Origin of the sequence: Paraburkholderia guartelaensis, from assembly GCF_004353905.1 — a bacterium.
Lineage (GTDB): Bacteria > Pseudomonadota > Gammaproteobacteria > Burkholderiales > Burkholderiaceae > Paraburkholderia > Paraburkholderia guartelaensis.
Window position 1 is genome coordinate 1 of the sequence record NZ_SMOD01000051.1, and the last position, 24,495, is coordinate 24,495.

Here is a 24,495-nt window from a genome sequence, read left to right on the forward strand (position 1 = left end):
CTACCGGTGGCTCGCTCGACACCGGGCCGGCCGCACCGAACACGTCGGCCGCGCGCTCCTGCAACTGCCGCTTCCATTCCGTGATCTGGTTCGGATGCACATCGAACTGCTGCGCCAGTTCGGCGAGCGTGCGCTCGCCCTTGACTGCCGCCAGGGCCACTTTCGCTTTGAACGCCGCTGAGTGCGTGCGTCGGGTTCGTTTCGTCATTTTCTCGGTTCCTTTGCCTGCATTATCGCTGGCTCAGGCCCCGGTCGTTCCACTTATCCCGCTGTCCGATTTTGCGCGGCCACCTCTAACCGATGTGTCGCCGGCTGAATTTGTTCCGTTGCAACTCCCTGCGCCTCTGAGTGCCGCGCCAGCGTCCGGCGCAATCGAGGTGGAAGTACGGTAAGCGTCATTTCGTGGCCGCATGGTGGACAGAGCTGAAGCCGGTGTCCAAAGTGATGCCCACTACTTCAAGTGGTGGGGACTACTGTGGACACTGGTATCATGCCGGTGTGGATGGGCGCTGATCACGGATGGTTGGCACCCTCAATGGGTCGAGGTGCATGCAGAGGAAACGAAACACTGGTCGTTCCGATGTCCATTTGACGTCGCGATTGCTGAGCTTGATCTTAAGTCCGTGAGCGGGGAATCATGAACCCACTTGCAACGCGATGCAATCTCCTGATCGGTATAGAGGTAGCCTTCAGTTGACATCTTCGAACCATTTGCATAACGAATAAGTCCCGCGGCAGGCATGTCATGAGCCAGTTCAACGAAGATTATCCGTTTTTGACTTGGGTTTCGGCCGATATGGTCCGAATTCTGATGTGCCCAACATTGAATGCGAAAAGCCTTGCCGCGATTGAATCGCTGCGCAATGCTTTTCGGAAAGATGACCGCCAGATCCGTGTTCATCACGATTTCCGGCGCGACGACGAAATGCGGCAGCCTGAGCACCACGGAGCGCTTGAAATTCAGCTCGTCGAGCCATTGTTCGACCATGCGATGGCCCGTCGCATTAGTGCTCGCGTAAATGTAGCGCAGGCCCATCAGGTCTTCGCGGGTGGGCTTCGTTTTTCGCAAGGGGTGTCCCGCCCGCACGACACAGACATGCTCGTCGACGAAGAGCGTCTGCGTCGTGCAGTTGCCGTCAAGCCCCGGCACGTAGCCCAGCGCGAGGTCGATTTCGCCCGCACGCATGGCCACGCTCACCGATTCGACTGGCAAGTTGGTCACTTCGATACGAATGCCGCGCGTCTCGCGATCCAGTTTGGCGAGCAGTGGCGGCAGAAAGTAGAACTCCGACATGTCCGACATCGAAATGCGGAATACGCGCTGCGCTGTGGAGGGCTCGAAGTTCGCGAGCTGCTGGACAGCCTCGTTGATCATCGCGAACGCCTGCGCGAGGGGCGGATAGAGGCGGAACGCGGCATCGGTCGGCACCATGCCGTTCGGGGTGCGCGCGAAGAGCGGGTCGTCGAAGAGCGTGCGCAGCCGGCGCAGTGCGTGACTCACGGCAGACTACGTGAGCTCAAGCCGCTCTCCTGCTGCAGTCAGGCTGCGCAGATCCCAGATGGCGAGGAATACCCGCAACAGGTTCAGGTCGACGCCAGCGAGGTTCGGTTGACTCATGCACTGCGCCTCTAAGTGTGCGCGCGTGGGCCGCGCGCCGGGGCATCACGCTGGCCTGATGCCACTACGGGTCAACGACCGTGCGAATGCCGGTCACGGTGCTGCGAATTTACCGTAAATACTGCGCATTGGGTAATGCGGAGTTGCCCCGCTATAGGGAGGCAACGTCTGAAAGTCACGCCGCATCGCGTCACGCACCGGCGAGGCGAGCGCGTGGGCGAGTGCGTCGGCGTCGTCGAATACGACCTTATTGCGCTGCATGAGCGCGGTACATGCGAACGGCAAAGCGCTGCGGCTTTCCACGGGCGTGTAGATCTCCAGCTCGCGCAACGCCGGTAGCTGCAGCATCAACGGCGGATGGTGCGCCAGATAATGCGTGAGCCACACATTGAAGTCTTCGGTGGGACCTTCATAGGCGACCATGTAGCTGCAACGTTCCATGCCATTATGCAAGGCCGTGCGTTGCGGCGGCGTGAAAGTCTGCACGGCCATGGTCTGCTGCGAAAACGAGTGGGCATCCATCGCGAGCGCCGCGCGTCGCAACGCGCGATCGACCGCGCCGTTTGCCGCGAGCTCGGCTTCGAGCGCGACGAGGTCGCTGAAATACCATTGCAGTATGCATGAAGGCGCCTGCGGGGCCGGGGCGATACGCGGATCGACCGCCTTTGCGATCGGCAGGTGCGCGACCAGCTCGCAAAGGCCATCGATCTCCCTGGCCTCGCGCTGCAATGCATGGACATCGACAGGCGGCTCGGCGCCGCCTTCCCCAGTGAGAAAGAGACAGACTTGCATGCTCACCCTGCCGCACAGGTGGAGGCCGCACGCGCGAGCGGGTGGAACTGCCGGCCGAAATAAATGAGACCTTCGCCTTCTTCGCGCAAGGCAATATGCTCGATACGAACGAAGATCACCGAGTGCGAGCCGACGGTCTTGCTTTCGCACACCGTGCCCTCCAGGCTTGCGATGGCTTCGTCGAGCACCGGGACGGAAAGCCGGCCCGGTTGCCATGCGCATCGTGCGAAGCGCTCTTCCATTGAACAGCCGGTCATGCCTGCGAACAGGCGCGCCAGTTCCTGGCCTCGCGCGCCCAGCACGTTGATGCACACCCGCTCGTTGCCATGCAGGATGTCGTGCACGTAGCTCGACTGATTGATGCAGACGAGCATGGTCGGTGGGGAATCCGTCACGGAACAGACCGCACTCGCAGTGATGCCGCAACGCCCCTGCGGACCGTCGGTCGTGATCACGTTGACAGCCGCAGCGAGTGAGGCCATCGCGTTGCGAAACTGCAGCCGCACATTTTCCTGAGTCATGGTGGTCGGCCCTCTTCGATTACGGGTAGGGCGTCACGGGCTGGATGCCCACGAACAGCGCCCCGGATGCGTCGTAGGTTCCTTCGCCAAGGAACGCGTGCTGCGTCACCACGATCGAGTCGCGTACGAGGCGCTGCAGGCGGCTCTCGCGGTAGATCGCGCCGATGCCCGCCATCTTGTAGGCCGCCATCACGACTTCTGCGCAGGTGTGCGCCGCATGCGTCGCGCTCAGGCGCAGGATATTGGCCTCGGCGGGCGCGACGGCATCGCCCGCGAGGATCGTTTGCCACGCCGCTTCCGCGGATTCGAAGAAGAACGCGCGGGCGCTGCGCAATTGAGCCTCGGCTTGTGCAAGGCCCGAGCGGTAATAGGCCCGGTCGGCGAGGCGCGGCGCACCGGTCGTGGTTTGGGTCACGCCCGACATGCCTGCGAGCAGATCGAGCGCGGCTCGCGCGAGACCGATATTCACCGCGGCATGCACCTGTGCCTGATAGGCGACGGTCGGGTAGCGATAGAGCGGCTCGTCGATCGTGGCCGCGCCGCCACGCGCGAAGGTCCATTGCTCGTCGACGAACTTGTCTTTGAGGCGCAAATCGTGGCTTCCGGTGCCTTGCATGCCCACGACATTCCAGTTGTCGACAATCTCGACCTCGCTGGAAGGAAAGACCGCCGTAAAGGGCTTGCCGGCGTTGTCCGGCGCACCGCCAATCCCTACGCCAATCCAGTCCGCGCCTTTGCAGCCACTCGCGAACCGCCATTGGCCGCTCACCATGAAGCCGCCCGGCACACGGATGCCTTTTTGCAGCGGGTAGAGGCCGCCGGCAAAAACCTGGTCCGGTCCGCTTGCATAGAGTTTTGCCTGGGTTTCGACAGGCAGAGAGGCGAGGTACGTATTCGCCGAGCCGAACGCGGCGACCCATGCGGTCGAGCCGTCGGCAATGGCGATGCGTTCGAGCATCGCAAGGAACTGGTGGGGTGGCAGCGCGTCGCCGCCGAAACGCCGTGGTGTTCCCGCCCGAAAGATCCCGGCGCGCTTCATTTTCCTGACCATGTCGCGCGGGACGTGCGAGAGGGCGTCGAAGTCGTCGCGCCGCCGTTTGACTTCTTCGATCAGGGCGTCGAGCGAAAGCGGACCGGCGTACTCCGGATAGTCGTCTTCTGGGCCGGCAATATGGAAACTGGCGGAACTGGCCTCGGAGCTAACGGTGTTCAGGGCGTGCATACGGGATACCTTTGGATCAAATTGGAACGAAGCGTGCGTCTCGGGTCTGGACAGAGCCACCTCATTCGGATTCTTGGCGAAATTTTTCGCGCATGGCTTTGGGAAAGGTTTCCGGAGCGAAGCAGGTCGCGATGACCGTGACCAGGCCGAGCGCACCGAGATAGAGTGCGACTGGCACCGCACTGCGGTAGTGGGCGAGCAGGCCCGTCGCGATCATCGGCGAAAGGCCGCCGCCCAGCACCGAGGAAATTTCCCGCCCGATGCCCAGCCCCGAGAAGCGCAGATGCACGGGCAGCAACTCGCTGATGAAGGCCGGCTGTGCGCCTTCGAGAATGCCGAGCGTCAGGCTGTTTGCGAGCAGGAGCGCGGCGATGACTTTCCAGTACTCGCCCGAACCGAGCAGTGCGAAGTATGGCCAAGCAACGAGGACCATGGCAATGGCGCCGAGCAGATACACCGGCTTGCGCCCTACCTTGTCTGTAAGGTGTCCGACGAACAGCGCGACCGGAATCATGAGCAGCATCGAGAGTGTGAGGCCGCCGAGTATCCACGACGATTTCACGCCCAGAAACTGGCCATATGCGATCGAGAACGCGAAAAAGATGTATGACGCGCCACCTTCGCCAAAGCGCAGGCCGAAAACCGTGAGCACTTCACGCGGGCACTGACGCAAGACGTCGATGACAGGCATGCGGCTTTCGTGCCGCGTAGCCTTTACTTGCTCGAACGCGGCGCTCTCGCTCACCGATCGGCGCATCCACAAGCCAAGCACGACGAGCGCGGCGCTGCCGAGGAAGGGCACGCGCCACCCCCAGTTCTGGAAGTCGGCGGCGGGCAGGTTCTGGGCGAGCAGAAAGGCGGCTGTCGAGAGCACGAAGCCGAGCGCTGCGCCGCATGGACTCCAGGCGGCCAGTGCGCCACGCTTCGATGGCGGCGCGCTTTCGTGGATGAGCAGGATGCTGCCGCTCCATTCGCCGCCCGCAGCGAGTCCCTGGAGTATGCGCAGCATCACGAGCAGCACAGGAGCCGCAATGCCGATCTGGTGATACGTAGGCAGCGCGCCCATCAGCATCGTGGCTGTGCCCATTGTCATGAGCGTGAGCATCATCACTCGTTTGCGGCCGTAGCGATCGCCCAGATGTCCGCAGATCACGCCGCCGATGGGGCGCGCGATAAAGCCAACGGTGAAGCCCCCAAATGCCGCGATCGTGCCCGTCAGCGGGTCGCTGCCAACGGGAAAGAAGAGCTTGCCGAATACCAGCGCGGCAGCCGTTCCATAGAGAAAAAAATCGTACCACTCGAGTATCTGGCCGAGTACAGCTGTGGTGACGGCTCTGCGGACCGCGCGCGCCGGACGCGCTGTGCGGGGCGAGGCGAGGGGAGCACTTAGGTTGGACCTGACGGCGTCTGGATTCATGGCTGATGGTCTGCACGAGATTGAAGTTCCGCGCAGCGGCAACTGCAGGCGGCGCGGGCGATCACATCGGGTTACATGGCCGAACGATAGGAGTCGCGCAATCAGCGGTCAAATTCGAGCCAAAAATGGGCGCTATGAATACGCTTCATGCTCATCGCGCACATTCCCCGAATCAACATGAAATCCATTCCATGGATGAGGGAGGAGATTTATGACTGATTTGACAGACGCGCTTCGCCGCGGGTGTGGGCATGAATCGTGCGCTTGTGAACAACCTCGAGATCAGCAACGACTAGCGATAGCCGCGTCCGGCGTTTTGGTGGATCATCTGACCCGATAGCACTGCGGGAACCACCGCCATTCACTAGGGAAGGTCTTATGTGGACGCCTCCCGGATTGCAAACAGTGTTGCGATTTTTGGCTTTCAGGTAAAGGCAGCACGCTTATGTCCGGCCCGTTTTCGCAGGTCGTTATGCGCCTGCAGGCCCTAATGGAATTCGCTGGCGAGGTCCTCATCTGCAAATCGAACACAATGGTTCATCTTCCCTATCGGGTTTTCCTCGCCCCGGTCCAACCTGTTAGCCATCATGCAGCACTTGCTTGCGCTCCTTGAGGAAGGTTTCAGGAACCCGTCATAACATGAAGTCTACGCAGCAGCGGGCGGTGAAGCCTGATAGCCCTGCGTTCGGGCAAGTACCGCCCAGATGGTTCGTGCGAGTTTGTTGGCGACAGCGGCAACGGCGACATTAAACGGTCTGCGCTTGAGCAGGCCGTCAATCCACGCCGATCGTGTGCCTTGGATAATGACCGAGCGGGCGCCGTGCATTAGCAGTGTGCGCAAATAGGTGTCGCCGCGTTTGCTCAGGCCCATCTGTCGTACCCGTCCACCCGTTCCCGTTTGCCTCGGCACCAGACCCAGCCAGGCGGCAAACTCACGGCCGGATTTGAACGTTCGCGCATCGCCTATAGATGCAACCGTCGCGGTGGCCGTGAGAAGGCCAACGCCAGGGATGTCGGCGACCTTCTGGCAGTCCCCGTTGTTACGAAAGGCGGTAGCGAGCCGCCGCTCAAGCACGGCGATTTCCTTGTCGGTGGCCTGAACGCGATTCCATTGCTCACGCAGGCTGTCGATCAGGATTGCTGGCAGACGTTCAGCGACTCCTGCAAGCGTGGCAGGGAATGCTTTGGTGAAGGCCCGATAACTCTCGGGCAGTGCTTCGCCGAACTCGTACAGCAGACCGCGCAACGCGTTGGTTTGCATGATGCGGAACTTCATGAGTTGGGCACGCATCCGATGTATCGCCAGGATGGCTTGCTGAGCTTCACTCTTGATAGCAACAAAGCGCGCGTCCGGCTGCTGCGCCGCTGTGCAGATGGCTCGGGCATCGGCCGCGTCGGTCTTGTTACGCAACACAAACGGCCGCACCGACCGGGCGGAGATGAGCCTCGCATCATGACCGAGCTGCTGCAGCCGTCTCGCCCAGTCGTGTGCGCTGCCACACGCTTCCATCACAACAATCGAAGGTGCGCGCCTGGCGAAGAACTCGAGAACCTGTGCACGCTTTAGCTTGAGTCTTTCGATCTGGCCGCTCTGCGGGTCGAGTGCATGAAGCTGGAATACCTGCTTGGCAATGTCCATTCCGATAAGGGTGGGTTTCATTTCCGGTTCTCCTTGACGCACGGTTTACGGGCACCCTTACTTTGGCACACGCAGACTGACGCGTGCCAAGTCTCCCGCGCCCGGGCCGTCACTTCCACGACGGCCCGTTTCCGGGGGGAGGCGTCCATACCATCTGCAAAAGTCCTGGAGTTGATGTCTGGTTGGCCTATCCTGGAAGAACGCGAGTTAAAGGAGTTCCTCGATGACACAGCTCGGCCTTGGTCTGGATCTTTCAACGAAACGCACGCGCAAGCGGGAATTTCTCGATGAGATGAGGCGCGTTGTGCCATGGTCGAAGTTGATTGCGCTGATCGAACCGCACTATCCGAAGGGTAAGACTGGAAGGCCGCCGTTTCCAGTTGCGACGATGCTGCAGATCCACTTTATGCAGCAGTGGTTTGGTCTGTCAGACCCGGCGATGGAAGAGGCGCTTTATGACGTGCCGCTGTATCGTGAGTTTGCGCAGCTGGACGAAGGTATGACGCGTTTGCCGGACGAGAGCACGATTCTGCGGTTCCGGCATCTTCTCGAAACGCACGGTCTGGCCGCGCAGATGCTCGCACTGGTCAATGAGATCCTGAGTGAAAAAGGCTTGATGTTGAAGGCAGGGTCAGCGGTCGACGCGACCTTGATTAGCGCGCCCAGTTCGACAAAGAACGGCTCTGGCAAACGGGACCCGGAGATGCATCAGACGAAGAAAGGGAATCAATGGTACTTCGGGATGAAAGCGCACATCGGCGTGGACGCAGAGTCGGGTCTGGTCCACACCGTCATTGGTACGGCGGCCAACGTTCACGACATCAATGCGGCCGAAGCGTTGTTGCACGGCCAGGAAAAGGATGTGTACGCTGACGCCGGCTATCAGGGTATTGAAAAGCGCTGTCAGGCGAGTCCGGTACGCTGGCATGTTGCGATGCGACCGGGCAAGCGTCGACAACTGGACCTGAACAATCGTCTGGACGCGATATACAACCAGATTGAGCGTCTGAAGGCTGGTGTGCGCGCCAAGGTTGAATATCCGTTCCGCGTGCTCAAGCAGCAGTTTGGCTATACGAAGACGCGGTACCGAGGATTGATGAAGAACACCGCGCAGATTACGACACTGTTTGCGCTGGGCAACCTCTGGATGTCGCGCAGGGCTTTAGGCAAAGCGTGAAACGCCCGTGGGTTCAGGCCGTGAGTCTCGGCAAACAATGGTCGTCATGTTTGAAAAACCAGACGACCAACCTGCGAGCAAAGGCTTACGCCTGATATGCCTAACGCGGAGAAAGATCAGCGCTCTGAAAACGTGTTGTGCAGACCTTCCCTAGCTATGGAAAACGGATTTTTGCTATTTCCGGTCGCAGCGCTTCGCGTTGAATCGACCGGCGAGCCACTCTGGTTCCGGCGCGCGCCGAGCTCGCACGCAGCGGTCATTTCCGATTTCGGAGACGTACCTGATGTGCTAATACGCTTGCCCGAAAGCTGGTCCGCCGTTCCCGGCGCGCCGCTCAAAGGATTGCATGACGACGAGGCAAGGGGCTCGTGGGTTTCCTCACCAATCTAATGGTTTTACGAGAGGTGCTACGCCACGGCGCACGGCCGCGCAAGCCGATGAAAATTGCGGGCAAAATAGACGAGCCCGTCGCCGTCGCTGCGCAGGCGGATGTGGGTCGCCTTGACGAACATGACCGAGTGAGAGCCGATGTCCTTGAGTTCGACGATTTCGCCCTGCAAGCTCGCGAGCGCATCGCGCAGCACGGGCACGCCATGCTCGCCTTCGTCCCAGAACGGCAGGTCGAAGCGCGCGTCCATGGGCAGTTGCGTGAGGCCTGCGAAATGCTTCGCTAGCAACTCGTGTTCCCCGGGCAGCACGTTCACGCACACGCGGGCATTGCCTGCGAAGGCGGCATGCATCGCGCTCGAACGGTTCAGGCACACGAGCAGCGTGGGCGGCGTGTCCGTGACGGAACACACGGCGCTCGCCGTGATGCCGCAGCGGCCGAACGGACCCGCTGTCGTAATGACATTCACGGCCGCCGAGAGATGCGCCATAGCCTGGCGAAAGTCCTTGCGGGCGTCGCTCACGGGGAGCGTGTTCGTGCTGGAGGTGTCGGACATGATGGGTGTTTTTCCGTGCAATGACTGAGCCTGTGATTCACAGCGTACGGCAAGCGCCGAGCGAAAAAAACTGTCGTGAATCGCCCGTGCGCTGGCGTCGTTCCCGAGCCGTCTAAAGGTTTCACCAGGTATTGCGGTGAGGAGCGCACGCGGTCTGGATTCGCCTGAGGGAATTACGGGGTAATGCGCATTTTCAGGGCTTTACTGAGTGGTTATGATGGGAAACGCAACTGCAGGAGCGCAAGATCGAAACGAGGCGGCACAGGGCACGTCTCGCAGCGCTCGGCAATGAACAAAAGCGGAGAGAGCAGATGACTTTACCTGCTCCGGTCATTTATATCGTCGACGACGACAACGGTATGCGCACTTCGCTCGCATGGCTGCTGGAATCGGTCGGCGTGAAGTCGGAAGGGTTCGCCAACGCAGCCGATTTTCTGCGTGCGTTCGATCCGGACATCCCCGCATGTCTGGTGCTCGACGTGCGCATGCCGGAGACCAGCGGTTTCGACGTGCAGACAGAATTGAACCGTCGCGGCGCGACGTTGCCCATCATTTTCGTGAGCGGTCACGGCGACATACCGATGTCCGTGCGTGCGCTGCAAAACGGTGCGATCGACTTCGTCGAAAAGCCGTACAACTCGCAGCAAATGCTCGATCGAGTGCAACGCGCGATGAAGCTCGCCATGCAACGTCATGCCGCCGACCAGAAACGGCGCGATTTGCGCAAGCGTCTGGAATCGCTCACGGGGCGCGAGCGCGAGGTGCTGCGCGGCGTGATCGACGGCAAGGGCAGCAAGCGTATCGCAGCGGAACTGGACATCAGCGTGAAGACGGTGGACGTGCATCGCGCGAGCATCAAGGAGAAGCTGGGTGTGGCGTCGATTGCGACGCTCGTACGCGATGTGATGGCGGTGTGGGATCAGGACGCGCAGACGCACACGCCGTGAGGCGGTGTGCGTTCTGCGTGCGCGCGGTGCGCTCTAACGCATTAACGCATGTAGAGGCCGCCGTTGATGTCCCAGCACGCGCCGTTGGCGAAATATGCGTTGCCCGAAGCGAGCAGCACGGCGGCGTCTGCGATATAGTCGGCGGCGCCCAGGCGCCCCACCGGAATGCTCGCGATCACCTTGTCGAGTTTGTCCGCGGGCACGCTTTCGTGCACGATCGGCAAATCGAGCGGCCCCGGCGAAATGGCGTTGACGGTCACGCCGGAAACGGCGAGATCGCGCGCGAAGACCTTCGTGAGCGTGATGGCGCCGCCCTTGGCCGCGGCGTAGTGCGCCCCGGTTGCCGAGCCGCCGTTCTGGCCCGCGAGCGAAGCGATATTGACGATGCGCCCTTCGCCCTGACTCGCGAAGTGCTGCCCGAACACCTGGCAGCCGAACAGCACGCTGCGCAAATTGACGTCGATAACCTGATCGAACTGCTCGGCCGTGATCTCCATGACCGGCACGACCCTGGACGCGCCCGCGTTGTTCACGAGCGCGTCGATGCGGCCCCAGCGCGCGACGATCGCATCGCGTGCGCTCACGAAATCTTCCTTGCGCGTGACGTCGAGCTTGAGCGCGAACGCGCTCGACTCATCGGTGCTCAGGCCGCGCGCGGTGGCGGTTGCGGCTTCGACAGCCACGTCGCCGAGGGCAACACGGTATCCGGCCGCATGAAAGCGCGCGGCAATCACGGCGCCGAGGCCGCGCGCCGCGCCGGTAATGAGGACGACTCTGCTGGACATGGGGTTTCCTGTTTATTGAAGTACTTCAGCTTGCAAGCGCGGCTTCGAACGCCGCTGCGACGGCGCAGACCTGTTCGTCGGCGCCATGGCGGCCGATGATTTGCAGCCCGGCCAACAGCGGCGAACCCTCGACAGGCAACGGCAGGCTCAGCGCCGGATGACCGCTGAGATTGAATGGGCGGATCAGCGACGACATCGCAATCACCGAGACACCACGGCGCGCATCGTCGATCGTGATTGGCAATGCGGGAAGCGTCGGCATTACGATGACATCGACGCCGTCGAGCGCGCGATCGACCGCCTCGGTGAAACTGCGGCGGACGCGCTCCGCCGCGCCCACCTCGTCGGGCGTCGTGGAAGAGGCGGCGCGCAGACGTGCTTCGAGATCCGCGCCGAGCTTGCCGCTATCGACGAGATGGCCAAACGCGGCCCACGTTTCGGCGTTGATGATCGCAAGCCCTGCCTGGAAAGCTTCGGCGAGGCCCGCAAGTTCGATGGCCTGCGACGACAAGCCTGCGCGTTGCGGCGCATGAGCAACGGCGGAAAGCAGTTCCGCTTGCGCATCGACCCGCGCGATACCGACCCTGCACGCCGTCACTTTTTTTAGCGCGGCTTCCCTGTCGAACGCGGGCGCCATCACGCTCATCGTGTCGACGATCATGCGCACGTCGCGCGCAAATGGACCCACGCAATCGAGCGTCGATTCAGCGGGCGCGACGCCGCGGCGGGAAACGCGTGCGAACGTGGGCTTCAGGCCCACGACGCCGCAACACGCGGCGGGGCCGCGAATCGATCCACCTGTGTCGGTGCCGAGCGCGGCCTCGGCGAGCCCCAGGCCAACGGCGCTCGCGGAGCCGCTGGACGAGCCGCCCGGAATGCGCGCCGGGTCCTGCGGATTGACGGGCGTACCCGTGTAGTCGTTTATGCCCGTCATGCCGAACGCGAGTTCGTGCATATTGGCCTTGCCCACGATTTTCCAGCCCGCGTCGAGCAGCAACTGCACGACCTGCGCGTGTTCTTGCGCGGGCGCGACGTTGGCGAGGGCGCGGCTTGCGCCCGTCGTGGGCATGCCCGCAATGTCGATGGTGTCCTTGATGGCGATGGCGGGTCCGTCGCCGCCAAGCGTGAAGGCACTGATCAATGCGCTCATCGATTCGGTCTCCTTGTGGGGTCAGGCAGTGGGACGTGGCGACACATGCCACGGCGCGTCGAAAAGACGCTCGGTGCGAAAGTGCGCGATAAGCCACGCGGAGGCATCGGGCGAACCGGCGGCCGCAGGCACGAAGTCCACTTCGAGACGTGCGCCGATCAACTCGGCGCGTTCGTCCACATAGCCCGATGCCTGCAACATGATCCAACGGCCCTTCGCGCGCTGCGGCGTCACCATGTCGATGCTCTCGGACGTGAGAAAGTGCACGTTGGTGGCGAAGTGCGGCTCCGGCGGCAGATAGCGCGAGAGCATCGCGACGATGGCCTCGCGCCCCGCGATGTGACCGAACTTGCTCGTATATTGCGGACCGATGCCTTCCCACACGGCATCCGCAGTGAACAGGACTCCGAGGGATTCGCCGTCGAGCGCACCACTCGGTACATCGCACAGCGCCATGTAGCGCGCCATCGTGCGGCGCGCCGCGGCGGCGCCTTCCAGTGCGGCGAGGCGTGCTTCGAGCGCCTCAATCGTGCGTGCAGCGTCAGTGTTCATCGCCATGCCTCAGGCGGTGGCGGCAGGCGGCACGACGAGCGCGCGGCCTACGCGCGCTTCGATCTTGCCGTAGCGCCACAGGTTGTACTCGCCCACCGGCGTCGTGCGATACAGATTGCAGACTGCCACGGCGGTGTCGAAGTCGGCGACGTCGGCCATGATGTAGAAGGTCCACGGCGCGCCGTCGGACTGGCCGACCACGAGGCGGTCGTCGTCCATGATGCCGAGCACCTTGACGCCGTCCATTGCCTCGACGGCGGCGAGCATCTTGCCGTACGCCTGCCAGATTTCGCCGATCTTCTCGCGCGGCAGGTCGAAGAAGTTTTGCGTCACACCGCAGCAGAACAGCACGCGCAACGGCAGGGTAGCGTTTGTTTCGGACATGAAATGAATTCCTTGTGACAGGTGATGTGTGTGGTTACAGATAGCCCGGAATCGGCGGCACGCCGACGAACACCGCGCCTGCGCCGTCGAAATTGCCTTCGCCAAGGAACGCGTGCTGCGTGACCACCATCGCATCGCGCAGCAAACGCTGCAACGGGTGCGTCTTGTAGATCGCCATCGTGCCGCCGAGACGGTACGCGCGATTCACGACATCGGCGCCTTCACGCGCGATCTGGGTGGCGGAAAGGCGCAGCAGGCTGACCTGCTCGGGTGTTACGGGGTTGCCGGCGAGAATCGATTGCCAGACGCTGTCGGTCGACTCATAGAAGAACGCGCGCGCCGAGCGAAGCTGCGCCTCGGCTTTCGCGAGTTCGATGCGATAGTACGCACGGTCTGCGAGTTGCGGCGCGCCGGTAGTCGTGCGGCGGCCGCCCGACATATGGTTGGCCACGTCGAGCGCGGCGCGCGCGAGCCCAAGGTTCACGACCGCGAGTACCTGGGCGGCGTAGGCAACGGTGGGATAGCGATAAAGCGGTTCGTCCACGCAGGGCGCGCCGCCGCGCACGAAGGTCCAGTCGTCGCCAACGAACTGGTCGGTCACGCGCAGGTCATGACTGCCGGTGCCCTGCATGCCGACCACGTTCCAGTTCTCGACGATCTCCACCTGCACGGGGCGGAACACGGCCGTGCGCGGCTTGTTTGGGCCGCTGCCCGCGGCGTCGCCGGTGCTGATGCCCACGCCGAGCCAGTCGGCGCCCTTGCAACCGCTCGCGAACTTCCACGTGCCGTTCACGCGCCAGCCGCCTTCGGCCGCCTGCACGGTCTGCACCGGAAAGAGGCCGCCCGCGAATGCCTGATCGGGGCCGCTCGCGTAGATCTGGGCCTGCGTGTCGAGGGGCAGCGCCGCGAGGTAGACGTTGGCCGAACCGAAGCTCGCAACCCATGCAGCGGAACCATCGGCAACCGCGATTCGCTCGATCATCTCGAGGAATTCGCCGGGCGCGCGCGCGTCGCCGCCGAAGCGCTTCGGCGTACCGGCGCGATAGATGCCCGCGCGCTTGAAAAGGTCGATGACGTCGCGCGGCACGTGCGAGAGCCGGTCGAATTCGTCGCGGCGCGCGGCCACCACGTCGATGACTTCGTCGAGCGAGAGGCTGTCGCCTGGCTGCGCCACGCAGGCCTGTGTACGGTGCTCGCTGTGGGACGCGACGGCGGTCGCAACTGATGCCATGGTGTATCTCCTGAGTGCCTGAGCCGGTGGTGGTGTTGGGGGCGTCGCTTTCGAGGGCGAATGGTCCAGTCTGGAACTCAGTCTAAAAAGGCAAAAAGGGGTCATCAATTGGGACGCCGCACGCATTTTTAAGTAGCGTTCCCCGCGCGCCTAAAGAAATCTTCAGTTTCCCCGCGCAACGGCCGGATGCTATCGTTTGGGGACCACCTGGCGGGCATGTGGCCCGCTTGGGGTTCGCTTGCGGATCATGACGATGACGTACCCCACCGAAGACGATTTCCGGCGTCTGCTCGACGCCTTGACGATGTGCGTACTGCTGCACGACGCCAGCACCAAGGCCATCGTTTGGGCCAATCGCGCGGCGTGCATCGCGCTCGGCTTTTCCGTCGAGGAACTGCTGCCGCTGAAGGCGCGCGACATGACGCGTCCCGAGCCGAAATATGCGCGCGAAATCGCCGTCGCGGCGATGGACCGGTCTATCATCGACGGCCCGCAGGGCTACCAATGGTGCTATCGCTCGCGCACGGGGCAGGACATGCTTTCCGAGGCGATTGCGACTTATGTGCCGCTCAAAGAGCGCGCGGTCGTGATGGTCCAGTTTCGCGACATCAGCGCGGAAGAGGCGATGCGCCAGGCGCTGCGGCGCTACGAAGCGCGGCTGCGCGAATTCATGCAGGACTTGAGCGAAGGCGTGGCGGTGCTCGCGCCCGGCGGCGCGGTCGAGTTCATCAGTGATTCGGGGCGGCGGCTGCTCGGCCTCGCCGCCGAACAGGCGCCGGGCTCGGTGTTCGACTATTGCAGCGAGCGCAACCGCGAACGCCTCGCCGAGCAACTCGACGACGCGCCGCAACAGCACCCGTCCGAGCCGCAGCGCTACCGCATGGTCCGGCGCGACGGTAGCGCGTGCTGGCTGCGCATCACGTGCCGGCGGCTCGTGATAGAAGGCGATCTCGACGGCCTGTTGATTCACTTTCGCGACATCTCCGACGAAATCAGCATCGAGGAAGCACGCCGCACCGAAGCGCGCATGCTCGAATACGCTGGGCGTTACAACGCGATGGGCGAGATGGCCACCGCCATCGCTCACGAGTTGAGCCAGCCGCTCGCGGCCGTGCGCAACTTCATCGAAGGCGCGATACGGCGCCTCGAACAGGCGGGGCCCGTCGAGGATGCGATCTGGGGACTGCGCAGCGCCGACCGCCAGGCGGAGCACGCCGCGCTCATCATCAAGAGCGTGCGTGAATACATCGTGAAACGCGAGCCGACCGAAACGCGCTCGGACCTGCGCGACATTCTCAGCGAAGTCGCTTACTTCATCGAACTGCGCGCGCGCGACGCCGGCGTGCGGGTGCATATCGTGCAGCCCAAGGCGCCGTTGCCCGTGCTGTGCGAACGCGTACTGATCGGGCAAGTGGTCCTCAATCTCGCGTTCAATGCGATCGATGCACTGGCGGCCGTCGATGCCGACCGGCGCGACCTGACACTCGCATGCGCGCAACACGAAGGCAGGGCGCTCGTGAGCGTGACCGACAACGGCCCAGGCGTGCCCGCCGATGCACATGGGCGCCTCTTCGACGGATTCTCTTCGTCGAAGGCGGGCGGAAACGGCATCGGCCTTTCGCTGTGCAAGAACATCGTCACGCGGCATCAGGGCGCGATCTGGGCGCAGCCTGTGCCCAGCGGCGGCCTCGAATGCTGCTTCGCGCTGCCGCTGATTTCGCCGCCCCGCGCGGACGAGCGCGCCCATTAGCGCCCGAGCGAGCGCGCCGTCTTGCCGCCGATGCCGAAGTCGGTGTTCGGGATGTCCTTGATGATGACGCGCGTCGCGTCGAGCGGCGAGTCGAGCACGTCGGCGCTGGTCGTTGCGAGCGCATCGATCAGCGCGGCTTTCTGTTCGAGCGTGCGCCCGGCTATCAGTATCGCGACGATCACCGGCAACGAAGGCGGCGCGCCGTCCGCGGCGCGCTTGCCGCCAATGCCGTAGTGCGTGTTGGCCAGTTCGCACAGGAGAATGCGCACGGATTCCGCAGGCGCGCCGATGGCTTCGACGGCGGCGTCGGTGAGGCGTCCGATCAGCGTCGCCTTGCGTGCTTCCGCGTGGCCCGCCGGCAAATAGACTTCGAGTGTAGGCATGGGGTCGAATGGAAGCAGGGCGCGCGAACATGTCTGCGCGCCCCTGGTTTTAGAGCAGGAAGCCGATCGCGCTCAACGCTTCGGTCGAATCGATCAGACGGATCACCTTCTGCATCAGTTTTGGCTCGCCGCTTGCGAAGCTGACGCGGTGCGTGAGGTCCGCGGCGAAGATCGTGTTCGTGCCGCGTTTGTACGCGACGATGATCTGCGCCGACTTCACTTCCACGGTATCGGCCGCGTCGCTCGACAGCGTGAAGCGCGAAACCGTGCGAACGGTGCGCGCCGCATCGCTCGCGGAAGCCGAATAGCCCGACGTCATGCGCTGCACGCGCAGTTCGCGCATGTGCTGGTCGTCGTACGCGTAGTTCAGCGTGGCGGCGAAGTCGGTCGTGTTCGGGTCGATCGGCACGACGTAGTGGCCCTGCGGGTCCCACAGCTCGAGCCATGCGCCATATTCGCGCCGGTCCAGCATCTCGGCTTCGCGCCAGATGAACTGCACGGCGCGCGTAAAAGTCTCTTGCGTGTTGAGTACGTTTCGATCGTCCATCATGCCTCCATCATCGCGCGCCACTGCGCATACGCTTCGCGCATGCCGGTTTCGTCGGTGGCGTGTGCGGTCTTTTCTCCGTTCGGTGCCGTCGTTTCGCGGTTCAGGCCGCGGTTCACGAGGATCGGAACGTCGGGGCCGGCGTGGGAACCGCGCTGCACGCGCTCCCAGGCTTCAGCGTCGTCGGGGCTGCCAAAACCGAATGGGCCCTGGAAATGCTCGTGAATGCGCAGCCGCACGCGGTTGGCTTCCTCCGGACCGCCGTCCATGGCGAGCGCGACGTGGCGAATTTCGGTCTCCTCGGCGGAAATCGGGCGCAGCACGCGGAAGAACGCCATCGAAAGCGCGAGGTTAGGGAACAGGTTCAGGTTGAAGCCCACACCCATCAGCGAGCGCACGATGCGGCGCACTTCCTCGGCCGTGTGGCGCTCGCCGAGTTGCGCGGCCAGTTCCTGGAAGCGCTCGGGCAGCGGCGCGCCGTCGTCCTGATCGAGGTCGACGAGTTCGGGCACGAGCACGGCGAGGCTATGGCCGTTGCCGAGCGAGCGGCAGAAGGCTTGATCGCTCGTCATGAAGCTCGTGATCGCGGCGGCCGTTTCGTCGTCGATCGACTTCATCCACGATTTGTGCACGACGGGGAAGTGATAAAGATCCGTCGTGTTTTCGAGCTGAATCTTCCAGTTGCCCTTGAACTTGAACTTGTGCTCGCCGTTGGCCTTCACGGGGTAGCCGGCGCCCTGCTTCATGAAGAGGTCGATCCACGGCTTCGCGCCGCCGAGGAAGTCTTCGAGCGGTTCGATATCCTTGTTGAAGCTCGCGAAGATGAGGCCCTGGTAAATGCCCACGCGCAGCTTTTCGAGCGGCAGGTCGCCCTTTTCGCACACGCCTTCGTAGCCGTCGCCATATGGCAGTGCGCGCAGCGTGCCGTCGAGCGCGTAAGACCAGCTATGGTAGGGGCACGTGAAGCCCTTCGCGTTGCCCTTGTGCTCTTCGCACACGGTGGCTCCTCGGTGACGGCAGCGGTTTTGCAGCACGTTCACGGCGCCCGTCTTGTCGCGCACGACGATAACGGGCTGCCGGCCGATGGTCGTGGTGCGGAAGTCGCCCGGATTGGGCAGTTCGCTTTCGTGCGCGACCCAGATCCACGTTTTATAGAAAATGCGTTCGAGTTCCGCTTCGAACAGCGCCGGATCGTAGTACAGCGAAGGCGCGATGCGGTCCGTCTCTACGCGGCCGCGCAGCGTACTCGTGTCGATGGTCTGCCAGGTATCGCTCATGATGTCGGAGTATCGGGGGTGGTTGATTGCAGGGCGTTTAGGGCCTGCGCGTTGAGTAAAAGTCTCGTCGGTGATGCTCTATACGTCAAATCGATCTAAAATTGGACCTCACATAAATCCGGCTGATAAAACCATGCCTTCTCTCGATCACGTCGATCTCAATCTGTTGCGGGTGTTTCAGGCCATCGTCGAGGAGCGCAACCTGACGAAGGCGGGCGAACGGCTCGCCCTCTCGCAGCCCGCTATCAGCTATTCGCTCTCGCGCCTGCGCTCGCTGTTCGACGATCCGCTCTTCATCCGCACGCGCGCGGGCATGCAGCCCACGCCGGTGGCGCTGGAGCTGGCGACGATCGTGGGCCGGGCACTCGACACCGTGCGCGAGGCGCTGCGTTACGCCGAGCGCTTCGATCCGGCGGTGAGTACGCGCACGTTCAGGCTCTCGCTTTCGGATGCGGGGGAAATGGCCTACTTGCCCTCGATTTGCGAGGCGCTTCATCGCGAAGCGCCGCAAATCAAGGTATGTGTCGAGCCGCTGCCGGTAGACGAGATCGAGGATGCGTTGCGCGCGAGCCGCCTCGATTTCGCGATCGGCAATCTGCCCGAGCTGACCGCGCGCACGCGCCATCAACTGCTGTTCGAGGAGACCTATGTCTGCATGACGCGACGCCGCCGTGGTTTGCCGCGCGGCGAGAAGCTGAGCCTCGCGCAGTTCGTCGAGGCCTCGCATGTGCAGGTGCGTTCGGTCGAGCACAGCCATCACGCGCTGGACGACGCGCTGCGTTCACAGGGCGTGGGCAGAAATATCGCGCTTGAACTACCGCACTTTGTTGCGCTGCCGGGCGTGCTGGCCGTGACCGATCTCTATGCGACGCTGCCTCGCCGGCTTGCGCACATCTTCAATGCGGACGGCCGCTTTCAGATCTATGAGCTGCCGGTGGCGATGCCCGTTGCTGCCGTGACGATGCACTGGCATGAGCACTTTCACGAGGACGAGGGCATTGCGTGGATGCGCGAACTCATTCAGGGCATCATGGAGCGGTTCGACGCCGGGACGCCCTGATTGGCGTGGAATGGGTCAAGCTCGTGCTCAAAGGTCGAGCACGAGAACCGGCGAGCGCGAGCGCGAAATGCAGCAGCAGATGACCTTGTTGCTCGCTCGCTCGGCCTTGCTCAGGCAATGGTCACGATGCTCCGGCTCGCCCGTCACCACATCGATCATGCAGGTGCCGCACACGCCTTCGCCGCATGAAGTATCGACCTCGATACCGATCTTTGCGAGCGCCTCGACAATCGAGGTGTTCTTCTCCACGCGCACGGTCTGCCCTGTACTGGCCACCTGCACGTCGAACGCGTCGAGCGCCGCGCCGCTCTCGGGCGCAGCGGGTTCCGCCGCGAAGCGTTCGAGATGGATCGCATCTTCGGGCAGGCGCTTTTCGGCTGCAACGACCACGCGGTCCATGAACGCGGAAGGCCCGCAGGTGTAGACATGTGCGCCTGTGCCGATGTCGGCAAGACACGAAGCGAGCGCGTCGTCCAGCGCATCGGGCTCCACGCCGAAATGCAGCTTCACATAGTCCGCGAACGGCGCGCGCGCGAGCAGCGGCAGGAACGCCGCGTGTTCCTCGCTGCGGGCGAAGTAGTGCAATTCGAACGGCGCGCCAAGTTTGACGAGGCGATACGCCATCGAAAGCAGCGGCGTGATGCCGATGCCCGCGCCAACGAGCACGTGGTGCTGCGCCTCGGGTGCGAGCTGGAACAGATTGCGCGGCGCACCGACCGAAAGCTCGGTGCCAACCGTCACGTCGTCGTGCAGCGAGCGGGAGCCGCCGCGCGACGCGCTCTCGCGCTTCACCGCGAAGAGCTGCGCGTCGCGCTGGTCGGGGTCGCCGCACAGCGAGTACTGGCGCGTGACGCCGGACGGGGCCGTGACGTCGATATGCGCCCCCGGTTCATAGGCGTCGAACGGCTGGCCGTCGAGCCGCGTAATGCTGAACGAGCGGATACCGTGTGCTTCGTCGTGCAACGCGTCGACGCGAACCTTGAATGAGCTGGCTTGCATGGTGAGGCCCGATCGCTGATATGGCTGAATGCTGTGACTGAATGGAACGCTCGCGCCGCGCACAGTGTCATGCGCGCGAGGGATGGAATCGAGCATACGGTGGCCCCGTCGATCGGGCAAATCGATAAAAAATCGCCCACCGCATAAATGCCGTTGATAATTCGGCTGCGGGAGGCGCGTTCTCGCGTCAGGCGCGCGTGGCGCTTAGCGTCGCTGCTGCCGCGCCTTGGGCGTCCCTCGTGACGTCAGCGCCCTGCGATTCCTCGCGCTCGAGGCTCAGACGGAACTGGCGGCAGCCGAAGCCCAGCAGCACGGTCGCGAGCAGCGCTGCGACAAGGCTCACGATCGACATCGAATTGCCGACGGCAAGCGGCGAGCCAAACACCTTGTCGGTCAGGAGCGCGACGAGCGTCGTGCCGATGCCGAGTCCGATCAGGTTCGACACAAGTAGAAACACGGCCGAGATCTGTGCGCGCATCTGGTTGGGCGCGAGCGTTTGCATCGCGGCGGTCGAGGTCGGCATCGGGAACGAGGCGAAGAACATCGCGATCACGAGCAACGTGAGCGAGCCGCCGAGGCTATTCACCTGCGTGAATGCAGCGGCGGGCAGCGCCATCGCCGCCGCGCCAATGCAGCCCGCGAGCATGGGGCCGTCGGTGCGGCCGCGGCGCAGCAGCCAGTCGTTGAGCCATCCTCCGCAGAACACGCCGGTCGTGTTGGCGACCAGCAGGATCGTGCCGAGGGTATAACCCGCCTCGACCGGCGACAGGCCGAAGCGGCGGATATAGAACGCCGGAGTCCAGCTCATGAGGCAGAAAAGCGTCATCGCGTAGAACGAGAAGCCGATGTAGTGGCAGAAAAACGTTTTGCCATGCGAACGGATGAAGCGCGCGGAATCGGCAAGCGAGACGCGCCGGGCGTTGCCGCTCGCGTCCTGCACGAGCCCCTTGCGTTGCGGATCGCGCACAGTAAGGATGAAGACGAGACCCACGAGCAGACCGGGCAAGCCCACGATGAAGAACGTGACCTGCCAGCCATGCACTGCACCGACAATGGGCAGCGTGACCATCGAAGCCTGCTTGAGCAGCGCGATCACATAGCCGCCGATCAGGAACGCAATCCCGCCGCCAATGAACGAGCCCAGCGAATAGACGCCTGCCGCGCGCCCGAGCTTCTCCTTGGGGAAATAGTCGGCGAGCATCGAATAGGTGCCCGGCGAGAGCGAGGCTTCGCCTACGCCCACACTCATGCGCGCGAGAAACATGTGCAGGAAGTTCTGGCTGACGCCGCACGCGGCCGTGGCGACGCTCCAGAGCGCGATGCCCGTGGCGATGATGCGCGGCCGCGCAAAGCGGTCGGCGAGATACGCGAGCGGAATGCCCATCACGGCATAGAAGAGCGAGAACGCGAAGCCGTGCACGAGGCTGAACTGCGTGTCGGTGAGATGCAGGTCGCGCTTGATCGGCTCGATCATGAGCGCCAGTACCTGGCGATCGACGAACGAAAAGACATAGGCGAGCATGCAGATCAGCACGACGTACCACTCGTACGTGTAGCGTCTTGCGCTTGTTGCGCTGGCGGGGCTGGGGTTCATTGCGTATCTCCGATGTGTCGATCGTGTTGTCTCTGGTGCATGCGCACAGATGCGCCAGCGTACGCAAACAAATTTCGCAGACATAGGCGCAAATTTCCCAGTCGTCTGCTCGCAACTACCGACCGGTCTAAAGAAATTACCAGGGGTATCGCGGCAAATCACGCGTAGACGGGCGTTTTCGGCCTTATCCGCCGTATGTCGTCGCGCTCATGAATTGAATCTATAAGTGATATATGGCCGGTTTGATCGACGTTAGATATTGGCCTTTCTAGACTCGCCCCGATTCTTCATCAACGTGACACGCTTCGCTCGCTGTGCGCGAAGCGTTGAATCACTCTCGCCGGGGACGACAGGAATGACCAACTGGAAGTGGTGTATTTCACTCGCGGGTTTGGCGGCAATGCCGGCGCTCGCGCAATCGAGTCTCACGCTTTATGGCCGCGTCGACACGTCGATCGAGTATGCGAATTTCGGGCCGAACCACGTGGTGCGCATGGGCACGGGCAATCTCTTCGCGACGCAATGGGGTTTGAAGGGCGTCGAAGATCTCGGCGGCGGCTATGCGACGATCTTCAAGCTCGAAAATGGCTTCAATTCGGCCACTGGCGCGATCAGCGGCAACGGCTCGCTGTTCGGCCGCGAAGCGTGGGTCGGGCTGACCGGTCCCTTCGGCGGTCTGCAGGCCGGCGAGACCTATACGGTGTTGCACACGTCGTTCGTGACTTACAGCCTGCCGGGCTATGGCGCGGGTCTTGCGTGGGGCAATGCGTCGAACAACTTCGTGCAGCCCTGGTTCCTGCGCACGAGCAACACGCTGCGCTATACGTCGCCGCGCGTCGCCGGGTTTTTGCTGCGTGCAACGGCTTCGCGCGGCGCGAATGGCGCGAACAATGTTCCATCGACGCTTGGCGACACCTACGGCGCCGCGCTCAATTATGCAAACGGGCCGCTGTCGATCGACCTCGACTACATGCAGCAGAAGTTCAGCACGGCAACCGCGGCGGCGCTAACGGCTGCGAGTCCCACGGGTACCGGGAACTACGCGCTCGGCGCGATCTCGTACGACTTCGGCTTCGTGAGGCCCGCGTTCATTTATTTGCGGCACCGTGGCGGCCCTGATGTGACGACGGCGGTGGCGAGCGCGTACTCGAACCCCCACAACGACTTTTTCGAAGTCAACGCGACGGTGCCCATCGGCCGCGCTTCGCTGCTCGTGAGCTATGGTCACTATCACAAGATTGCGGATAGCGCGGGCAACGCCGATTCATACGGCCTGCGTCTCGACTACCCGCTCTCGAAGCGCACGGTGCTCTACACGGGCGCGGCGATGGTCCACAACGGCGAGCACGCGGCGTTCTCGATCAATGGCGCGGGCGGAGGCGCAGTGCCGGTTGGCAAGCCGGGCGCGACCGCAAGCTCGATCGTGGCGGGCATCCTCACGTCGTTCTAGGCGTATGTCGTGGCACCCGCCCTCATGCCCTCATGCATTGAGGGCGGGCGGCTTCAGATTGGGCGGTATCGCGAGCCAGCTATCGTACGGTTCGCGCGTGCCGATACGGAAAAGCTCCATCAGGAGTGCACGGAGCCAACGGTGGCCCGGGTCGGCATCGAAGCGGCGGTGCCAGTACGCATTGACCGGCCACGTCGCCGCGTTGGCAATTTCGAACGCGGCCATTTCGCCGAGTGGCGCGAATGCCCGCGCAACGGTCCTTGGCAAGATCAGTGCATAGTCGCACCGGTAAAGTATGGCGGGCACCACCATGAAGTTGGGCACGGCCACGCGCACGCGCGAGGTGAGTCCGTGCTGCTCCAGCAAGGCTGCGGACTGCGGATGCGAACTGACCGCGATGAACTGCAGCGCGGGCGGCGCGGCGCCGTCGAGCACGAAATGATCGTCGAGCCCATAACGCTCGGCTACGCGGCGCGCCATCATCAGGACATAGCGCTCCTGCAGCAGTTCGCTGCGATGGAAGTGGCCGAACGCGTGGGGGAAATGGCCCATGGCGAAGTCGATGCGGCCCGATTCCACGGCCACGTTGAACTGGCTTTCCTCGATATGCTGCGTTTCGATCACAACGCCGGGCGCGCGCTCGTCGAGTTCGCGCATTAGCGTAGGCAGGAACGCAGTTTCCGCGAAATCGCTCATATGCAGCCGGAAGGTCCGGCGCGACGTGGCGGGCGAGAATTGCGCACCTTCGTCGAGCACGGCCTGGAGGATGGCGAGCGCGCGGTCGATCGACGCGGCAAGGCGCTGCGCACGCGGTGTGGGCTCGACGCCACCGCCCGTGCGCACGAACAGCGCGTCATGAAACAACAGGCGCAGGCGGCCGAGCGCGTGGCTCACGGAAGGCTGCGTGATGCCAAGGCGCAGCGCCGCGCGCCCGACGTGCTTTTCCGCATAGACCGCGTTGAAGGTCTTGAGCAGGTTGAGGTCGAGGTCCTGCACGCGCAGCGAGTCGACGGGTTCGTCGCCCGTGCTCGCCATGAAGTCGCTGGAGTTCGGCAT

Annotated in this window: 23 protein-coding genes and 1 pseudogene; 5 read left to right on the forward strand and 19 right to left on the reverse strand. The window is 63.2% G+C overall.

Annotated elements, in window-relative coordinates; all coding sequences use genetic code 11:
• The 7 genes and pseudogenes from E1N52_RS37505 to E1N52_RS37535 all read right to left on the reverse strand — a co-directional run.
• The coding region (locus tag E1N52_RS37505; protein WP_133189477.1) for a transposase at positions 1-208 on the reverse strand (208 nt) is incomplete at its 3' end.
• A 618-nt stretch (positions 209-826) separates the two neighbouring features.
• Positions 827-1,618, reverse strand: a pseudogene (locus E1N52_RS37510) (LysR substrate-binding domain-containing protein); the annotation flags it as partial.
• Between the two features lie 93 nt (positions 1,619-1,711).
• Entirely contained in the window at positions 1,712-2,410 is a 699-nt protein-coding gene (locus E1N52_RS37515; protein WP_133189479.1) for an ethyl tert-butyl ether degradation protein EthD, read from the reverse strand.
• Positions 2,411-2,412: 2 nt separating this feature from the next.
• Positions 2,413-2,931: a 4-hydroxyphenylacetate 3-monooxygenase, reductase component gene (gene hpaC, locus E1N52_RS37520; protein ID WP_133189481.1), complete on the reverse strand. Its 519-nt coding sequence runs from the start codon at positions 2,929-2,931 to the stop codon at positions 2,413-2,415.
• Between the two features lie 19 nt (positions 2,932-2,950).
• Positions 2,951-4,153, reverse strand: coding sequence for an acyl-CoA dehydrogenase family protein (locus E1N52_RS37525; protein ID WP_133189483.1), 1,203 nt, complete (start codon positions 4,151-4,153; stop codon positions 2,951-2,953).
• Positions 4,154-4,214: 61 nt separating this feature from the next.
• Complete coding sequence (locus E1N52_RS37530) at positions 4,215-5,570, reverse strand: MFS transporter (RefSeq protein ID WP_133189485.1); 1,356 nt, start codon at positions 5,568-5,570, stop codon at positions 4,215-4,217.
• Between the two features lie 646 nt (positions 5,571-6,216).
• Positions 6,217-7,230 (reverse strand): IS110 family RNA-guided transposase, encoded by a 1,014-nt coding sequence (locus tag E1N52_RS37535; RefSeq protein WP_133189487.1) that lies wholly within the window; start codon positions 7,228-7,230, stop codon positions 6,217-6,219.
• A 202-nt stretch (positions 7,231-7,432) separates the two neighbouring features.
• On the opposite strand from E1N52_RS37535, the gene E1N52_RS37540 reads away from it, so the two are divergent.
• Complete coding sequence (locus tag E1N52_RS37540; protein WP_133189489.1) at positions 7,433-8,386, forward strand: IS5 family transposase; 954 nt, start codon at positions 7,433-7,435, stop codon at positions 8,384-8,386.
• A gap of 407 nt (positions 8,387-8,793) precedes the next feature.
• On the opposite strand, the gene hpaC (E1N52_RS37550) is transcribed toward E1N52_RS37540, so the two are convergent.
• Positions 8,794-9,330 carry a 4-hydroxyphenylacetate 3-monooxygenase, reductase component gene (gene hpaC / locus E1N52_RS37550; protein ID WP_133189491.1) on the reverse strand — a complete coding sequence of 179 codons (537 nt, stop codon included), beginning with the start codon at positions 9,328-9,330 and terminating at the stop codon, positions 8,794-8,796.
• Positions 9,331-9,641: 311 nt separating this feature from the next.
• On the opposite strand from hpaC (E1N52_RS37550), the gene E1N52_RS37555 reads away from it, so the two are divergent.
• Complete coding sequence (locus E1N52_RS37555) at positions 9,642-10,277, forward strand: response regulator transcription factor (RefSeq protein ID WP_133189493.1); 636 nt, start codon at positions 9,642-9,644, stop codon at positions 10,275-10,277.
• A gap of 41 nt (positions 10,278-10,318) precedes the next feature.
• Here E1N52_RS37555 and E1N52_RS37560 read toward each other — a convergent pair whose 3' ends face one another.
• Genes E1N52_RS37560 through E1N52_RS37580 form a run of 5 tightly spaced genes read right to left on the reverse strand, consistent with a single transcriptional unit; the run spans position 10,319 to position 14,379 of the window.
• Positions 10,319-11,062, reverse strand: a complete 744-nt coding sequence (locus E1N52_RS37560; protein WP_133189495.1) for an SDR family NAD(P)-dependent oxidoreductase — start codon at positions 11,060-11,062, stop codon at positions 10,319-10,321.
• 25 nt (positions 11,063-11,087) lie between these two features.
• Positions 11,088-12,212 carry an amidase gene (locus tag E1N52_RS37565; protein ID WP_133189497.1) on the reverse strand — a complete coding sequence of 375 codons (1,125 nt, stop codon included), beginning with the start codon at positions 12,210-12,212 and terminating at the stop codon, positions 11,088-11,090.
• A gap of 21 nt (positions 12,213-12,233) precedes the next feature.
• Positions 12,234-12,764 (reverse strand): nuclear transport factor 2 family protein, encoded by a 531-nt coding sequence (locus tag E1N52_RS37570; RefSeq protein WP_425468197.1) that lies wholly within the window; start codon positions 12,762-12,764, stop codon positions 12,234-12,236.
• Positions 12,765-12,773: 9 nt separating this feature from the next.
• Positions 12,774-13,148, reverse strand: a complete 375-nt coding sequence (locus E1N52_RS37575; protein ID WP_133189501.1) for a hypothetical protein — start codon at positions 13,146-13,148, stop codon at positions 12,774-12,776.
• A 34-nt stretch (positions 13,149-13,182) separates the two neighbouring features.
• Positions 13,183-14,379 carry an acyl-CoA dehydrogenase family protein gene (locus E1N52_RS37580; protein ID WP_133189503.1) on the reverse strand — a complete coding sequence of 399 codons (1,197 nt, stop codon included), beginning with the start codon at positions 14,377-14,379 and terminating at the stop codon, positions 13,183-13,185.
• A 253-nt stretch (positions 14,380-14,632) separates the two neighbouring features.
• Between E1N52_RS37580 and E1N52_RS37585 the strand changes: the two genes are divergently transcribed.
• Complete coding sequence (locus E1N52_RS37585) at positions 14,633-16,129, forward strand: ATP-binding protein (protein ID WP_133189505.1); 1,497 nt, start codon at positions 14,633-14,635, stop codon at positions 16,127-16,129.
• On the opposite strand, the gene E1N52_RS37590 is transcribed toward E1N52_RS37585, so the two are convergent.
• The 3 genes from E1N52_RS37590 to E1N52_RS37600 are packed head-to-tail and all read right to left on the reverse strand — an operon-like array spanning position 16,126 to position 18,336.
• Positions 16,126-16,512, reverse strand: coding sequence for a tautomerase family protein (locus tag E1N52_RS37590; RefSeq protein ID WP_133189507.1), 387 nt, complete (start codon positions 16,510-16,512; stop codon positions 16,126-16,128). The two genes, E1N52_RS37585 and E1N52_RS37590, sit on opposite strands and share 4 nt — an antisense overlap.
• 49 nt (positions 16,513-16,561) lie before the next feature.
• Positions 16,562-17,062: an aromatic-ring-hydroxylating dioxygenase subunit beta gene (locus tag E1N52_RS37595; protein ID WP_028208808.1), complete on the reverse strand. Its 501-nt coding sequence runs from the start codon at positions 17,060-17,062 to the stop codon at positions 16,562-16,564.
• Positions 17,059-18,336: an aromatic ring-hydroxylating oxygenase subunit alpha gene (locus tag E1N52_RS37600; RefSeq protein WP_133189509.1), complete on the reverse strand. Its 1,278-nt coding sequence runs from the start codon at positions 18,334-18,336 to the stop codon at positions 17,059-17,061. Before E1N52_RS37600 ends, E1N52_RS37595 begins: the two co-directional genes overlap by 4 nt.
• Before the next feature lie 133 nt (positions 18,337-18,469).
• Here E1N52_RS37600 and E1N52_RS37605 point away from each other — a divergent pair, with 133 nt between their 5' ends.
• Complete coding sequence (locus tag E1N52_RS37605; RefSeq protein WP_028208806.1) at positions 18,470-19,396, forward strand: LysR family transcriptional regulator; 927 nt, start codon at positions 18,470-18,472, stop codon at positions 19,394-19,396.
• Positions 19,397-19,423: 27 nt separating this feature from the next.
• Here E1N52_RS37605 and E1N52_RS37610 read toward each other — a convergent pair whose 3' ends face one another.
• A complete protein-coding gene (locus E1N52_RS37610; protein ID WP_133189511.1) occupies positions 19,424-20,395 on the reverse strand; it encodes a PDR/VanB family oxidoreductase in 972 nt (323 codons plus the stop codon).
• Positions 20,396-20,582: 187 nt separating this feature from the next.
• Entirely contained in the window at positions 20,583-21,989 is a 1,407-nt protein-coding gene (locus E1N52_RS37615; RefSeq protein ID WP_133189513.1) for a spinster family MFS transporter, read from the reverse strand.
• 355 nt (positions 21,990-22,344) lie between these two features.
• Between E1N52_RS37615 and E1N52_RS37620 the strand changes: the two genes are divergently transcribed.
• Positions 22,345-23,439, forward strand: a complete 1,095-nt coding sequence (locus tag E1N52_RS37620; protein ID WP_133189515.1) for a porin — start codon at positions 22,345-22,347, stop codon at positions 23,437-23,439.
• 30 nt (positions 23,440-23,469) lie between these two features.
• Here the strand turns inward: E1N52_RS37620 and E1N52_RS37625 are convergent, their stop codons facing one another.
• A complete protein-coding gene (locus E1N52_RS37625) occupies positions 23,470-24,495 on the reverse strand; it encodes a LysR family transcriptional regulator (RefSeq protein WP_133189560.1) in 1,026 nt (341 codons plus the stop codon).

Excerpts from the sequence above, each read along its gene's own strand:
- E1N52_RS37515 (WP_133189479.1), bottom strand. The coding sequence starts at position 2,410 with ATGCAAGTCTGTCTCTTTCTCACTGGGGAAGGCGGCGCCGAGCCGCCT.
- hpaC (WP_133189481.1), bottom strand. The coding sequence starts at position 2,931 with ATGACTCAGGAAAATGTGCGGCTGCAGTTTCGCAACGCGATGGCCTCA.
- E1N52_RS37525 (WP_133189483.1), bottom strand. The coding sequence starts at position 4,153 with ATGCACGCCCTGAACACCGTTAGCTCCGAGGCCAGTTCCGCCAGTTTC.
- E1N52_RS37530 (WP_133189485.1), bottom strand. The coding sequence starts at position 5,570 with ATGAATCCAGACGCCGTCAGGTCCAACCTAAGTGCTCCCCTCGCCTCG.
- E1N52_RS37535 (WP_133189487.1), bottom strand. The coding sequence starts at position 7,230 with ATGAAACCCACCCTTATCGGAATGGACATTGCCAAGCAGGTATTCCAG.
- E1N52_RS37540 (WP_133189489.1), top strand. The coding sequence starts at position 7,433 with ATGACACAGCTCGGCCTTGGTCTGGATCTTTCAACGAAACGCACGCGC.
- hpaC (WP_133189491.1), bottom strand. The coding sequence starts at position 9,330 with ATGTCCGACACCTCCAGCACGAACACGCTCCCCGTGAGCGACGCCCGC.
- E1N52_RS37555 (WP_133189493.1), top strand. The coding sequence starts at position 9,642 with ATGACTTTACCTGCTCCGGTCATTTATATCGTCGACGACGACAACGGT.
- E1N52_RS37560 (WP_133189495.1), bottom strand. The coding sequence starts at position 11,062 with ATGTCCAGCAGAGTCGTCCTCATTACCGGCGCGGCGCGCGGCCTCGGC.
- E1N52_RS37565 (WP_133189497.1), bottom strand. The coding sequence starts at position 12,212 with ATGAGCGCATTGATCAGTGCCTTCACGCTTGGCGGCGACGGACCCGCC.
- E1N52_RS37570 (WP_425468197.1), bottom strand. The coding sequence starts at position 12,764 with ATGAACACTGACGCTGCACGCACGATTGAGGCGCTCGAAGCACGCCTC.
- E1N52_RS37575 (WP_133189501.1), bottom strand. The coding sequence starts at position 13,148 with ATGTCCGAAACAAACGCTACCCTGCCGTTGCGCGTGCTGTTCTGCTGC.
- E1N52_RS37580 (WP_133189503.1), bottom strand. The coding sequence starts at position 14,379 with ATGGCATCAGTTGCGACCGCCGTCGCGTCCCACAGCGAGCACCGTACA.
- E1N52_RS37585 (WP_133189505.1), top strand. The coding sequence starts at position 14,633 with ATGACGTACCCCACCGAAGACGATTTCCGGCGTCTGCTCGACGCCTTG.
- E1N52_RS37590 (WP_133189507.1), bottom strand. The coding sequence starts at position 16,512 with ATGCCTACACTCGAAGTCTATTTGCCGGCGGGCCACGCGGAAGCACGC.
- E1N52_RS37595 (WP_028208808.1), bottom strand. The coding sequence starts at position 17,062 with ATGATGGACGATCGAAACGTACTCAACACGCAAGAGACTTTTACGCGC.
- E1N52_RS37600 (WP_133189509.1), bottom strand. The coding sequence starts at position 18,336 with ATGAGCGATACCTGGCAGACCATCGACACGAGTACGCTGCGCGGCCGC.
- E1N52_RS37605 (WP_028208806.1), top strand. The coding sequence starts at position 18,470 with ATGCCTTCTCTCGATCACGTCGATCTCAATCTGTTGCGGGTGTTTCAG.
- E1N52_RS37610 (WP_133189511.1), bottom strand. The coding sequence starts at position 20,395 with ATGCAAGCCAGCTCATTCAAGGTTCGCGTCGACGCGTTGCACGACGAA.
- E1N52_RS37615 (WP_133189513.1), bottom strand. The coding sequence starts at position 21,989 with ATGAACCCCAGCCCCGCCAGCGCAACAAGCGCAAGACGCTACACGTAC.
- E1N52_RS37620 (WP_133189515.1), top strand. The coding sequence starts at position 22,345 with ATGACCAACTGGAAGTGGTGTATTTCACTCGCGGGTTTGGCGGCAATG.
- E1N52_RS37625 (WP_133189560.1), bottom strand. The coding sequence starts at position 24,495 with ATGCCGAACTCCAGCGACTTCATGGCGAGCACGGGCGACGAACCCGTC.